The sequence below is a fragment of the Streptomyces sp. NPDC054796 genome, assembly GCF_053611545.1.
Map to the genome: position 1 here is coordinate 1 of NZ_JBSHAO010000015.1, position 12,337 is coordinate 12,337.

Sequence of the window (12,337 nt, forward strand, 5' to 3'; positions counted from 1 at the left end):
GAGGCCTGGGGCTGGTGGCCGTCGGCGGCGGCGATCAGCACGTAGCTGCCCGCGCTGGGCGCGTCGAGCCCGTAGGAGCCGTCCGCGTGGGCGACGGAGCGGCCGAGCTGACGGCCGCTGAGCGAGATCAGCGTGACCGCGGCACGGGCCACACCGACACCGTCGGCGTTACGGACGGTCCCGCGGACCCCGTAACCGGACTGTCCGGCTCCGGCACCGGCGGAGGCCATCGCTCCGAGAGGTTGTGTCTGTGACATGGGCTGTCCGTACTGCTCCTGCGAGTGCGAGGCGGTGGGGGTGAGGTCGGGCTGCCCCGCGTGGCGGGCGTGCCGCCCGGCTGGCGCACCGGCGCCGACGAGCGCGGGCTCGGGCTCGGGCGCCGGGACGGCGGCGGCCGTGGCCGTGGCCGGAGCGGTCTCGGGAGCCGCGTCGCCCTGCTCCAGGCCCGACTTGGTCTTCAGCGGAACTTCCTTGATGAACAGGACGAAGATCAGTGCCAGCAGCGCTACGGGAGCGGCGTACAGGTAGATGTCGCCGATGCCGTGGCCGTAGGCGCTCTCGATCACCGTCCGGATGGGCCCGGGCAGCTTCTCCAGGTCGGGGATGGCGCTGCCACCGCCGCCCGTCGGGCCGCCGTGGTCCATGCCGATCTTGTGCAGGCCGTCCTCGACGTAGTCCGAGATCCGGTTGGACAGGACCGCGCCGAGCACCGAGACGCCCACCGCGCCGCCGAGGGAGCGGAAGAAGTTGATCGTGGAGCTGGCCGCGCCCAGGTCGGAGGGGGCGACCTGGTTCTGGGTGGCCAGCACCAGGTTCTGCATCATCATGCCGACGCCCAGGCCGAGCAGCGCCATGAAGATCGCCATGTGCCAGTACTCGGTGTCGTAGCGCAGCGTGCCCAGCAGGCCGAGACCCGCGGTCATCAGCACCCCGCCGGAGCACAGCCAGATCTTCCACTTGCCGGTACGGGTGATGATCTGGCCCGAGATGGTGGTGGAGAGGAACAGACCCGCGATCATCGGGATCGTCATCACACCGGCCATGGTCGGGGACTTGCCCCGGGCGAGCTGGAAGTACTGGCTCAGGTAGACCGTCGCGCCGAACATCGCGATGCCCACGAAGAGCGAGGCGAGCGCGGCGAGGGTGATGGTGCGGTTGCGGAACAGCCGCAGCGGGATGATCGGCTCGGCGACCTTCGACTCGATCAGCACGAAGATCAGCGCGAGCACGATCGTGCCGCCGACCATCGTGTAGGTCTGCCAGGACATCCAGTCGTACTTGTCACCCGCGAAGGTGACCCAGATGAGGATCAGCGAGGCCGCGGCGGCGACGAAGAAGGCGCCGGCCCAGTCGACCTTCACGTTCCGCTTCACGACGGGCAGGTGCAGGGTCTTCTGGAGCAGGATCAGCGCGATGACGGCGAAGGGGATGCCGACGTAGAAGCACCAGCGCCAGCCGAGCGCGTCGGTGTCGGTGATCACGCCGCCGAGCAGCGGACCGCCGACGGTGGCGACGGCGAAGACCGCGCCGATGTAACCGGTGTAGCGACCGCGCTCCCGGGGGGAGATCATCGCGGCGATCACGATCTGGGCCAGGGCGGATATACCGCCCATGCCTATGCCCTGCACGGCGCGCGAGGTGATCAGCATCGCCGGATTGTGTGCCAGGCCCGCGCTCGCGGAGGCCAGCACGAAGATGACGATGGCCGTCTGGACCAGCACCTTCTTGCTGACCAGGTCCGCCATCTTGCCCCACAGCGGGGTCGAGGCGGTCATCGTCAGGAGCGAGGCCGTCACCACCCAGGTGTACGAGCTCTGGCCGCCGCCGAGGTCGGAGACGATTCGGGGCAGTGCGTTCGAGACGATCGTCGAGGACAGAATGGCGACGAACATGCCGAGCAGCAGCCCGGACAGCGCCTCCATGATCTGCCGGTGCGTCATGGGCGCGGCTTCGGCGGAGTTGGCCTGCGCGTGCGATGCGTGCTTGGCCCCGCTTTCAGCCCCGGCTCCTTGCACACCGGAATGTGGTGTGGTCGTGGCCATTCGCTTCCTTCTTCTTCCTTCGTGCGTGCGTGCGTGCTCAGCGTCGTGCGGTGGGGATCTTGCTCTGTGTGTCGTTGTGGGTGCCGCGCGTGCGGCAGTCTCCGAAGCTCGTCCGGAGCCGCTCCAGCAGCGCGTTGAGCAGGGCGACGTCGTCGTCGGTCCAGTCGTGCAGGTTCTGCTGGAGCATCTCCGTCGTGTGTTCGGAGAGCTGGTCCAGTTGTTTCTGGCCGTTCTCGCTGATCCGCAGCAGCCGGGAGCGCCCGTCCTGCGGATCGGGGTGGCGTTCGATCCAGCCGCGCTCTGCGACGTGGGTCACGTGGCGGCTGGTGACCGACATGTCCACGGCCATCAGCTCGGCCAGCCTGCCCGTGCGCATCTCGCCGAACTTGCTCAGGAGCATCAGCACGGCGGCCGAGGCGGGCGGGCAGTCATGGGGCAGACCCCGCGCCATCTCCCGTTTGACGGCGCCGATGGCGCTCAGGTGCCGGGCCAGTTCCTCGTACTGACTGCGTGCGGCCATCCGCCACCCCCAGGATTTTGTTGCTTAGGGCAACCATAGAAGCGGTTAGTTGCTGCACGCAAGTTGATTCCGGGCATGCGAGGCAAACAATCAACAAAGTCTCGGTGTGTTGCGGCTCAAGTCGGCCGGGCTCCGGAGCTGGGCTGTATCCCGCTGCCGCGGTTCGCTAAGGTCTCGCCGTATGGCTCACAACCCCCAGTCACCGCAGGGCCCCGAAGGGCACCAGGACCCCGCGGGCAGCACGCAGATGTTCCGCGCGTTCGTCGACGAGGAGGCGCCGCGGCAGCGGGCCGCGCCGCCGCAGGCTCAGGCGGGGCCGCGGGTCGGTCTGATCGTCGGCGTGATCGTCGCCCTCCTCGTCATCGCCGGAGCGGTCTGGCTGGCGCTGGCCTGACACCCCCTTCGCGGGGGCGCCATGAAACGCAGGGTCCCCCCTCCACCGGGCCGCACCCCCTCACGGGGCACGAGGTGAAGCCCTCACGGGGTGCCCCTTGCCTCACAGGGGCGCCTGCCCGGGTGGGGGTTCGTTCGCGTGCGGCCCGTACCGCCAGGTGCGGGCACACAGCATGGGAACAGGCGGAGGGGTCACCGACCGATGGTTGGCCACCGGGTGGGAGGTGGTGCGGTGGGGTGTCCCCGCAGGTCGAGAAAGTCACCGGCCGAGAGCCGTAAACGAGACCTTCACGCCGAGGAGACACCCCGGCGCGGCGCCGACCCCCACCGCACAGCAATCCCACACGGCCACCGGCGCAAGCCAAGAATCACGCGGCGCAAGCCGCATCGCGCCGCAACCACACGCCGCGCCGAAGCCACACAGCCGCACCCGGAACACAACGCACCGCCCAGCGCAGCGCCCCGCACCCCGCGAAGGGCTAACGCTTCCAGCCGGTGACCTTCACGTCCTGGGTCTCGATGTGCATACCCAGCGGCACTCGCCACTGGTCCACGCACACGGTCCAGGTCTTCTCCTTCTTCTCCCCCGCACCGATCGGCACGGGCAGCTTCCGCTCGCTCTCGATCGTCGCCCAGTCCACGCCCAGTCCGCCGATGATGTGCGTACCGAAGGTGACGGTGCCGGTCCGTACGGGCTCACCGCCCGTGTTGCGGAAGGCGACGGTCACCTTCTCGCACCACCTGTCGTCCGTCTTCTTGCGCTCGGGCTCCCCCACCTTGAGCGCCGCGGGCCCGCCGGGCCGTGCCGTCCCGCTGTCCGAGCCGCCGTCCCCGGCACCGGCGTCGTCGCCGCTCGGGCTGGGGTCCGGGCTCGGGTCCGGGTCCGGGTCCGCGCTGCCCCCGGGCTCGGGTCCGGGGCTCTGGGAGCCGCCCCCCGCGTCGTCCGCCTCCCCGCCCGCGTCGGAGGGTGCCGTGCCCGCGCCGGACGGGGTGTCCTCGAGTGAGGGGGACCAGGACGAACCCTCGCCCGCAGCCTCACCCCCTTCATCCAGCGGCACCAGCTCGACGCCGCCCTCCGGAGGAACCCGCTCGGCGGACGACCCCGGCGCGGAGGGTTCCGCCGCGCCCACCGCCACGTACCCCTCGTCGCCGCCCCCACCCCCGCATCCCGCGAGCAGCGGAGTCACCGCGCCGAGACAGAGAAGAGCCGCCGAGGCGGTCAGTGCACCGCCGCCCCGGCGGCCCGTCGCGTATGGCCGTAACGTCGTCGCGGTCGCGGTCCGTCGCGATTGCCATTGCCGTCGCATCGGGCCAGTGTTGCTGACACTACGTCAGATGTGAACCCTGTGAACCCCGCGCCCTGGGCGCGTTCTCCGTGCTTCCGTATCCCCCGAGAAGGCAAAGCACCATCCTCTGCGGTGAGTGGTCAGTCCTCCGCGATCAGTCCCTCGCGCAACTGGGACAGCGTGCGCGTCAGCAGCCGGGAGACGTGCATCTGCGAGATGCCGACCTCCTCGCCGATCTGCGACTGGGTCATGTTCGCGAAGAAGCGCAGCATGATGATCTGGCGTTCCCTGGGCGGGAGTTTGGCCAGCAGCGGCTTCAGCGACTCCCTGTACTCGACGCCCTCCAGCGCGGAGTCCTCGTAGCCCAGCCGGTCCGCGAGGGAGCCCTCGCCGCCGTCGTCCTCCATGGAGGGGGAGTCGAGCGAGGAGGCGGTGTAGGCGTTGCCGACGGCCAGGCCGTCGACCACGTCCTCCTCCGACACTCCGAGGCAGGTGGCGAGTTCGGGCACCGTCGGGGAGCGGTCGAGCGTCTGGGACAGCTCGTCGCTCGCCTTCGTCAGGGCGAGCCGCAGCTCCTGGAGCCGCCGGGGCACGCGCACGGACCAGGACGTGTCGCGGAAGAACCGCTTGATCTCCCCGACGACCGTCGGCATCGCGAACGTGGGGAATTCCACGCCCCGTTCGCAGTCGAAGCGGTCGATCGCCTTGATCAGGCCGATCGTGCCGACCTGGACGATGTCCTCCATCGGCTCGTTCCGGCTCCGGAAGCGGGCCGCCGCGTACCGCACGAGCGGGAGGTTCAGCTCGATGAGCGTGTCGCGGACGTACGTACGCTCCACGCTGTCCTTGTCGAGACCGGCGAGCCGCAGGAAGAGGGAGCGGGAGAGGGTGCGGGTGTCGAGGGCATCGCAGTCTGCGGGCGCGGAATCCACGGTGACCGCGGTGACCGCGGGAGCTTCCAGCGCATCTTGCGGAGCATCGGCTTTCGTGTTCTCGGTGAGCACCTTCGAGCTGCCCAGTTCTACGGACATGCCACCCCCTAGAGGTCGCGGACGGGTCGCGGCGGCACCCTCGCGTGAGGGGAGCACCTCCCCCTGAATACCGGGAGCGCCGCCACGGCAAACGCAGCTCTTGCAGAATGTCACAAGTCAGCAACGCGACGTAGCTTCATGTCGATAAAACTGCACAGTTGAGACCGGTGACCCCCGTGCGGGTGTCCCTCGTTCCGGTTACGCGTCGATCCGGTTTGCGGCGCGCAGCCGCGCGAAGCTGCGCGAGAGCAGCCGCGAGACGTGCATCTGCGAGACGCCCAACTCGGCGCTGATCTGCGATTGCGTCAGGTTTCTGTAGTAGCGCAGCAGCAGGATGCGCTGCTCGCGCTCCGGCAACTGGACGAGCAGATGACGCACCAGATCCCGGTGCTCGACTCCGTCCAGTTCCGGATCCTCGTAGCCGAGCCGGTCCAGCAGGCCCGGCATCCCGTCCTCGCGCTCCTGCGCCGCCTCCAACGACGTGGCGCGGTAGGCCCGTCCGGCCTCGATGCAGGCCAGGACGTCCTCCTCGGCCAGCTTCAGCCGGTCCGCGATCTCGGCGGTGGTCGGCGAGCGGCCCATGAGCGTCGTCAGGTCCTCGGTCGCGCTGCTGACCTGCACCCACATCTCGTGCAGCCGCCGGGGCACGTGGACGGTTCTGACGTTGTCGCGGAAGTACCTGCGGATCTCGCCGACGATCGTCGGCATCGCGAAGGTGGGGAACTGGACGCCCCGGTCCGCGTCGAAGCGGTCGATGGCGTTGATGAGCCCGATCGTGCCGACCTGGACGACGTCCTCCATCGGCTCGTTGCGGCTCCGGAAGCGCGCGGCGACGTAGCGCACGAGGGGCAGGTTGGCCTCGATGAGCGCGTCGCGCACCCGGTTGTGCTCGGGGGTCCCGGCCTCCAGCCCGGAGAGCTGCTCGAAGAGCACCGCGGTCAGTGCCCTGGCCTCCGCGCTCCGGTTCCGGGGAGTCCCCCCGGAAGGAGTCTGGGGGAGGGTCTGGGTCCCACCCACTCAGCCACCACCCCTTTACGGTGTTCACGGTGCAGATCGGTCTCGGTTCGTCGGTCCGCCGGTTCGTCGGGCCAGTAATCCACCCAAAGCGGTCATAGCATCACAAGACATGTGCACTAGGTGCAAGCACCGTATAACTCCGTGTTGGTGACGAGTTGGGGTATACGGCGCCCATAGCCCGTAACCGAACATCAATCCGGAGTCAGGGTGGCGTAAGAGAGGGGGAGGGGCGGGGAGCAGCGGGAAGGGGGCGGGCGACGCGAAGCCCCCCGTCCCGGGGCGGGACGAGGGGCTGTGGCGGTGTGAGCTGCCGGGAGGGGGAGGGGGCGCTAGCTGATGAGCTGCGTCATGAACTCGCCGACCCCCTGGGCCGCGCCCGAGATGCCCTCGAAACCTATCTGGACGAGGTCGGCGGCTCTGGCCGGTGAGGTGATGATCGTGTAGAGCACGAAGACGATCACCAGATAGAGCGCGGCCTTCTTCGCCTGCACCATCGCCCCTGCCTCCCACGCCTGCCGTAGTCCCCTGTTGAAGTCGTGTGAGTGTATCGAGTGCTGTCCAGAGCATGATCCCGGCGTTCGGCACCAAAGCCCCCGCAATCAGGGCCCTTTGCCCGGCCCGCCGGGCCCCGCCGGGCCCTGCCGGGGCAGTGGCGCGGGTCAGGGGCGGGCGGGGGCGCTGCCCAGCGCCGCGTAATCCGGTGGCATGGCCTCCGGCCTGGGACGGAGCATGGGAGCCATGCGTACGCGGCGAACCTTCGACGATCTGGTGGCAGAGGCCGAGTCCGTCCCGGTGGACGGCTGGGACTTCTCCTGGCTGGCGGGCCGGGCCACCGAGGAGCGCCCCTCCTGGGGCTACCAGCGGGCGATGGGCGCCCGCATGGCCCGCGCGTCCGCCGCGCTGGACATCCAGACGGGCGGCGGGGAAGTCCTCGCGGGGGTGCCCGAGCTTCCGGCGCTGACCGTCGCGACGGAGTCCTGGCCGCCGAACGTCGCCAAGGCGACCCGGCTGCTGCACCCCCTCGGCGCGGTCGTCGTCGCGGACGCGGACGAGCCGCCACTGCCGTTCGCCGACGACGCCTTCGACCTCGTCGTCAGCCGCCATCCCGTGACCACCTGGTGGGAGGAGATCGCGCGGGTGCTGCGTCCGGGCGGCACGTACTTCTCCCAGCAGGTCGGGCCCGCGAGCGTCTTCGAGCTGGTCGAGTTCTTCCTCGGCCCCCAGCCCGAGGCGACCCGCCGCGCACGGCACCCCGACGACGCGCGCCGTGCGGCGGAGGCGGCGGGCCTTGAGGTCGTCGAGCTGCGCTCCGAGAGCCTGCGCACGGAGTTCCGCGACATCGGCGCGGTGATCTACTTCCTGCGCAAGGTGATCTGGATGGTCCCGGGCTTCACCGTCGCCGCGTTCCGCGACCGCCTCCGCGATCTCCACGACCTCATCGAGCGCGAGGGCCCCTTCCAGGCCCGCACGACCCGCTTCCTGATCGAGGCCCGTAAGCGGGGGTGAGCGGGACGGGACGGCGCTCGCGCGGCGCTACGGCCAGAGCCCGCGCGCGTACAGGTCCTCGCGGAGCCAGTCCGGCGCGTAGAGCCGCTTCGCGTACTGCTGGGCGCACGGCGAGGGACAGGCGTACTGGCCGCGACCGGGCCCCGATCCCGTCTCGATGACCTGGACGAGCATCATGTCGGCACTGCCGCGCTCACAGACGACGCACCGCACGGCGCCGGGCCACATGGTCACCCTCTTCCTCACCCTTCCCTTTCCCCTCGCGCTGCCGGGCGGCTCAGCGTGCCGCAGGGGTGCGGGGTGGCGCGGGGAGGCGCACGGGGGAGCGGACGGGGGAGGCCCGTTCGGCGCAGACGCGGAGGCGCGGACGCGGAGGCGCGGACGCGGAGGTGCGGACGCGGAGGTGCGGACGCGGAGGTGCGCGGTTGGGCCATATCGGCCGATCGGCCGATGCCGATCGGCCAAGGAGCCGATGCGGGCTCCGGCCCGGCGCGGAGATCGTCGACCCATGACGTCCACGACCCCGACCCCGACCCTGGTCCTCACCGCGCCCGAGCACGCCGCCGCCCCCGGCCGTCCCGCCGCCCCCACCCGCCGGGTCACCGCGCTCGACGCCCTGCGCGGCTTCGCCCTCTGCGGCATCCTCCTGGTGAACATCAACCAGATCGCGCACATGAAGGTGGTCTCCGAGCCGTTCCACTGGTACCCGATCCCCGGGTTCCTGGACCTGTTCGTCCAGCACCGCTTCTTCCCCGTCTTCTGCTTCCTCTTCGGCCTCAGCTTCGCCGTCTTCCTGGACGGGGCCGCGCGACGCTCCGTGCGGCCCCGGCAGCTCCTCCTCCGCCGGCTGATCGCCCTCGGCGTGCTCGGTCTCGCACACCAGCAGCTCCACCCGGGTGAGGCGCTGACGCCGTACGCGATCGTCGGCCTCGTCATCCTGCTGCCCGCCACCTGGCTGCCGACGTGGCTCGTCCTGACCGGCGGCCTGCTGGGCACCGTCGCCTCGGTCACGCTCGCGGGCGGCGGCATCGCCAGCATTCCCGGACTGTTTCTGCTGGGCCTGGCCGTCGCGCGGCTCGGCATCCACCGCACGCTGGAGCGCCGTACCCGCCAGTTGGCCGTCCTGCTCGCTCTCGCCCTCCCCGTCGCGGCGCTCGGCGTCTGGGCGCAGCACACGTATCCGATGGACGGCCCGTACGCGACCCGTATCGCCGCCGCGGCCGGACTCGCCGGCGCCCTCGTCTACAGCACCGCTCTGCTGCTCCTGCTGCGCACCCGACTCGGCCGCCCCCTGTCGGCCGTCCTGGAGCCCCTCGGCCGGATGGCCCTGACCAACTACCTCACCGCGACGCTCGCCGTCGTCGCGGCCGACCACCTGCTCGGCCTCGCGGACTCGGCGCGCTGGGTCACCGCGATGGCGCTGGCCGCCGGTGTCCTGGCGGTGCAGGCCGTCCTCAGCCACTGGTGGCTGGGCCACTTCCGCTACGGGCCGCTGGAGTGGTGCCTGCGCTGCGTCACCTGGTGGAACGTGGTCCCGAACCGCCGCTGAACCGGCGCGGACGTGGACACGTTGTGGGACTTATCCCGCGTTGTGAAGCGGGATCGCTTCCGAAAGAGAGGTCGGAATGCCACCGAGCAGCCGAAGCAGCAGGCAGTCGAGCGCCTGGGACACGCGGGACCTTCAGGTGGAGCTGAGCCGAATCGGCCCAGTCGCCCAGTCGGGTCCTCCCCGCAGCGTCGCACCGTCGTCCCGCTCGCACCAGAGCAGCAGGCACTCGGAATCGAGCCGCCCGGATGTCGAGTACGTAGACGCGCGCGACTACCCGACTCCGAACATCGTCACCGTCACGCCCTCCCCCGCGTTCGACTCCGCGCGGTCCGAGGCCAGCTACGCACCCTCGGCCGCCCCCAGTTACTACAGCGCGCACTCCCGGAGCTCCTACGGGAGTCAGGTCCCGCTCATCCAGCCGGACTCAATCTCTGAGGCGTCCACGTACCAGAGCCGGAGCAGTCGCAGCGGCGCACCACGGGATGACCGCTCGCAATGGAGCGGTACGACGGTCACCCCCAGCCGGGTCGGCGACTACAACCCGAGCCCCCGCACGCACCACTCCTCCAGGCACACCCCCTCCACGCACCACTCCAGGGACGACCGCTCGCAGCAGTACGGACCCGTCAGCCAGGCGCCGACAGCGCCTTCCGACTACACATACGGCTCCGAGAGCACCCGGGGACCGGCAGCTCCTTCCAGCTACCAGTACGGGCCCGCGGGCAGCTACGACGATGGGCGGTCGGTGTCGTACGAATCCACGCTGGAGCGAGTCGACGAGTGGAACAACGGGGTTCGGCCCGAAGACCGGGATGCCCGCGTGGATGCGCAACGGTCGCATGACAGGGGGAAAGAACTGCGAAAGGCCGCACTCTCCGAGCGTCGGGAAAAGGTCGACAGCAAGGCAGCGCGTCACGGCCTCCCGGTCACGACCACCTCAACCGGCAAGTTGGCGATGGTCAACAAGTCGGGCAGGAGCTTGCTGCCGTTTCAGGACCACGGCCCGTATCGGTACGAGCGCAACAAGTACGGGGAGGTGGGCGTCGAGAGGAAAAAGGGGAACTCCGAAGCCTCCAAGGCCATCCTGCGCGGCGAGCCCGCCCAGGGCTCCGGGCGCCGTCGTCGCTAGACGGGTTCCGTCTCCGCGCGGCGGACGGTGACGCGGGGCTTCGCCCCGGCAACTGCTGGACGCGGCCGGTCAGTTTGAGCGCCTTCGCTGACCGACTGTCGCCCGGCCGACTTCTCCCGTATCGCTACGCGACCCGGGCCCGTACAACCGTAGGGCCGGGCCCTCAGCCCGGCTCGGCCCTACGTCCGTGCGAATCGCCTCACCGGGTTGCCTCCTTCCTCTCCGCCGCATCCGGCCCGTGGCGGCCTCCAAGCCGCCCGTTTCCAGTGGTACTTGGCCGACCGCTCGCTCCCGCCACTGAACCACCGCGGACGTGAGTGCGTGGTGTTCCTCAACCCGCGTCGTGAAGCGGGAGCACTTCCGAAAGAGAGGTCGGAATGCCACCAGAAGGAAGCCGAGGCAACACGTACTACTCAAGTGAAGAATTCTTGAGGGTGCGCCGAGGCAACACCACGGTCACCATTACGAACTCCGTCGAGAGCCGTAGCCGTCGCAGGGACGCACCCAGCTACGGCCCCCCGCCGCTGGTCCGTGACGACCGCGAGCGCAGGAGCGACCGCGACCGCGACCGCGAGCGCAGGAGCGAGCGCGACCGCTCCCGCATGAGCGACTCGACGGTCACGCCCCGCGCCATCAGGCCCACCTCGATCTCCGAGGCGCCCTCGGAATCGCACCGCAGCAGCCGGGACAGCCGCAGGGACGGGCCCCGCCTGCTCGGGCCGCCCCCCTCACATCGGAGCGATTCGACGATCACTGCCGGCCACCTGCTGCCCGCCCCGCCGTCCCGTTACGAGGGCTCGCGCCGAAGCAGCCGCATGGAGCCGATCCCCGAATACCGCCCCGCGCCGCCCAGCCGGAGCGAAGTCCGCGACCCCCGCGACCGAGGCGCCCCAGGCGGCTCGTCGGAACTGGGCCGCTCATCCATCGCGGACTGGGCTGCAAATGTGAGGCCCGGATCCCCGGCAGCGCCGTCCGAAGCGTCTTTCGGGCCGGCTCCCAGCGTCTCCGTGCGCTCCAGCGCCTCCAGGCCCCCCGAGTACTCCAGGCACTCCAGGCACTCCAGGCCCTCCGGGCACGGCCTGAAGTAGGGGACAGCCTCCGGTACGGGGCCTTGGCCCCGGCAACGGCTGGACGTGATCGGCCAGCGTGAGGCGCCCTCGCCGACCGACCGTCGCCCGCCCGAGCCGCGAACTGAGCCCCCGTACGCATGACGCAGGGCCGGACCCTCACCAGGGGCCCGGCCCTGCGCTCGTCCCGTGCAAGGCTGACGCGTGCCGTCGCCTCAAGCGGGCCGGTCACGTGGTGACGGGGAGGTCCCGCGCCCTCTGGCGTGCCCGCGCGCGCAGCTCGGTGAGGTGGGGGTGGAAGGCGTTGTGCCGGTTCTGGTCGAGGTTCAGGGGGAGGTCCAGGCGGGCGATCAGATCCGCTTCCACGGTCCACGGCTCAACGTGCTCCAGCCAGCACACCCGCGCGTGCTCGGCCATCCACCGGCTCAGCTCCGCCTCGCCGTCCCTCGCGAACGTCAGACGCTTCCCGCTGCTGCCGACACGGCGCAGCTCCAGCCCCAGCAGGCAGCCCAGCGTGAGCCGCAGTGTGGAGCCGTAGGCGTTGCCCCGGAAGTGGTACCTGACGCGCTTGCGCAGGTTCTGTGTGCTGGTCCTGTTCGACATGCGTCGTGGCGCGATCCCCACGTACAGCAGTCGGCCCGCCGGGAGTTCCGGGTGCGGGGACTCGTCGAAGTGCCAGCCGTACACACCCGGCGTGTTCGGAACCGGGCCCGGACGCGACAGGACGTCGTCGGCCGGCCAGAGCCGTTCCGGGCTGGACAGCGCCGCAGCGTACACACGAGCCTCCTTGAGCCGAC

At 70.4% G+C, this 12,337-nt stretch carries 12 protein-coding genes; 4 read left to right on the forward strand and 8 right to left on the reverse strand.

Features of this window, described 5'->3' with window-relative positions:
* Both ACWGJ2_RS14945 and ACWGJ2_RS14950 read right to left on the reverse strand, forming a co-directional pair.
* On the reverse strand, nucleotides 1-2,042 hold a 2,042-nt coding region (locus tag ACWGJ2_RS14945; RefSeq protein WP_453346498.1), incomplete at its 3' end, for an MFS transporter.
* A gap of 37 nt (nucleotides 2,043-2,079) precedes the next feature.
* A complete protein-coding gene (locus tag ACWGJ2_RS14950; RefSeq protein ID WP_453346499.1) occupies nucleotides 2,080-2,562 on the reverse strand; it encodes a MarR family winged helix-turn-helix transcriptional regulator in 483 nt (160 codons plus the stop codon).
* A gap of 181 nt (nucleotides 2,563-2,743) precedes the next feature.
* On the opposite strand from ACWGJ2_RS14950, the gene ACWGJ2_RS14955 reads away from it, so the two are divergent.
* Nucleotides 2,744-2,956, forward strand: a complete 213-nt coding sequence (locus ACWGJ2_RS14955) for a hypothetical protein (protein ID WP_453346500.1) — start codon at nucleotides 2,744-2,746, stop codon at nucleotides 2,954-2,956.
* 478 nt (nucleotides 2,957-3,434) lie between these two features.
* Here the strand turns inward: ACWGJ2_RS14955 and ACWGJ2_RS14960 are convergent, their stop codons facing one another.
* The 4 genes from ACWGJ2_RS14960 to ACWGJ2_RS14975 form a co-directional block, all read right to left on the reverse strand.
* The gene (locus ACWGJ2_RS14960) at nucleotides 3,435-4,142 is read right to left on the reverse strand and encodes a hypothetical protein (protein WP_453346501.1); all 708 of its coding nucleotides are present in this window, start codon (nucleotides 4,140-4,142) and stop codon (nucleotides 3,435-3,437) included.
* Between the two features lie 239 nt (nucleotides 4,143-4,381).
* A complete protein-coding gene (locus ACWGJ2_RS14965; RefSeq protein WP_453346502.1) occupies nucleotides 4,382-5,272 on the reverse strand; it encodes an RNA polymerase sigma factor SigF in 891 nt (296 codons plus the stop codon).
* A gap of 198 nt (nucleotides 5,273-5,470) precedes the next feature.
* The gene (locus ACWGJ2_RS14970; RefSeq protein WP_453346503.1) at nucleotides 5,471-6,289 is read right to left on the reverse strand and encodes an RNA polymerase sigma factor SigF; all 819 of its coding nucleotides are present in this window, start codon (nucleotides 6,287-6,289) and stop codon (nucleotides 5,471-5,473) included.
* Between the two features lie 329 nt (nucleotides 6,290-6,618).
* On the reverse strand, nucleotides 6,619-6,783 hold the full coding sequence (locus tag ACWGJ2_RS14975; RefSeq protein ID WP_453346504.1) for a hypothetical protein: 165 nt from the start codon (nucleotides 6,781-6,783) through the stop codon (nucleotides 6,619-6,621).
* Nucleotides 6,784-7,027: 244 nt separating this feature from the next.
* On the opposite strand from ACWGJ2_RS14975, the gene ACWGJ2_RS14980 reads away from it, so the two are divergent.
* Nucleotides 7,028-7,795 carry a class I SAM-dependent methyltransferase gene (locus ACWGJ2_RS14980; RefSeq protein ID WP_453346505.1) on the forward strand — a complete coding sequence of 256 codons (768 nt, stop codon included), beginning with the start codon at nucleotides 7,028-7,030 and terminating at the stop codon, nucleotides 7,793-7,795.
* Between the two features lie 27 nt (nucleotides 7,796-7,822).
* Here ACWGJ2_RS14980 and ACWGJ2_RS14985 read toward each other — a convergent pair whose 3' ends face one another.
* Nucleotides 7,823-8,029 carry a hypothetical protein gene (locus tag ACWGJ2_RS14985; protein WP_453346506.1) on the reverse strand — a complete coding sequence of 69 codons (207 nt, stop codon included), beginning with the start codon at nucleotides 8,027-8,029 and terminating at the stop codon, nucleotides 7,823-7,825.
* 274 nt (nucleotides 8,030-8,303) lie between these two features.
* Between ACWGJ2_RS14985 and ACWGJ2_RS14990 the strand changes: the two genes are divergently transcribed.
* Nucleotides 8,304-9,344 carry a DUF418 domain-containing protein gene (locus ACWGJ2_RS14990; RefSeq protein ID WP_453346507.1) on the forward strand — a complete coding sequence of 347 codons (1,041 nt, stop codon included), beginning with the start codon at nucleotides 8,304-8,306 and terminating at the stop codon, nucleotides 9,342-9,344.
* A gap of 745 nt (nucleotides 9,345-10,089) precedes the next feature.
* Nucleotides 10,090-10,473 carry a hypothetical protein gene (locus tag ACWGJ2_RS14995; RefSeq protein ID WP_453346508.1) on the forward strand — a complete coding sequence of 128 codons (384 nt, stop codon included), beginning with the start codon at nucleotides 10,090-10,092 and terminating at the stop codon, nucleotides 10,471-10,473.
* A gap of 1,295 nt (nucleotides 10,474-11,768) precedes the next feature.
* Here the strand turns inward: ACWGJ2_RS14995 and ACWGJ2_RS15000 are convergent.
* Nucleotides 11,769-12,317 carry a GIY-YIG nuclease family protein gene (locus ACWGJ2_RS15000; protein WP_453346509.1) on the reverse strand — a complete coding sequence of 183 codons (549 nt, stop codon included), beginning with the start codon at nucleotides 12,315-12,317 and terminating at the stop codon, nucleotides 11,769-11,771.
* Between the last annotated feature and the right edge of the window lie 20 nt (nucleotides 12,318-12,337).

Coding starts and splice junctions, on each gene's coding strand:
- ACWGJ2_RS14950 (WP_453346499.1), bottom strand. CDS start 2,562: ATGGCCGCACGCAGTCAGTACGAGGAACTGGCCCGGCACCTGAGCGCC.
- ACWGJ2_RS14955 (WP_453346500.1), top strand. CDS start 2,744: ATGGCTCACAACCCCCAGTCACCGCAGGGCCCCGAAGGGCACCAGGAC.
- ACWGJ2_RS14965 (WP_453346502.1), bottom strand. CDS start 5,272: ATGTCCGTAGAACTGGGCAGCTCGAAGGTGCTCACCGAGAACACGAAA.
- ACWGJ2_RS14975 (WP_453346504.1), bottom strand. CDS start 6,783: ATGGTGCAGGCGAAGAAGGCCGCGCTCTATCTGGTGATCGTCTTCGTG.
- ACWGJ2_RS14980 (WP_453346505.1), top strand. CDS start 7,028: ATGCGTACGCGGCGAACCTTCGACGATCTGGTGGCAGAGGCCGAGTCC.
- ACWGJ2_RS14990 (WP_453346507.1), top strand. CDS start 8,304: ATGACGTCCACGACCCCGACCCCGACCCTGGTCCTCACCGCGCCCGAG.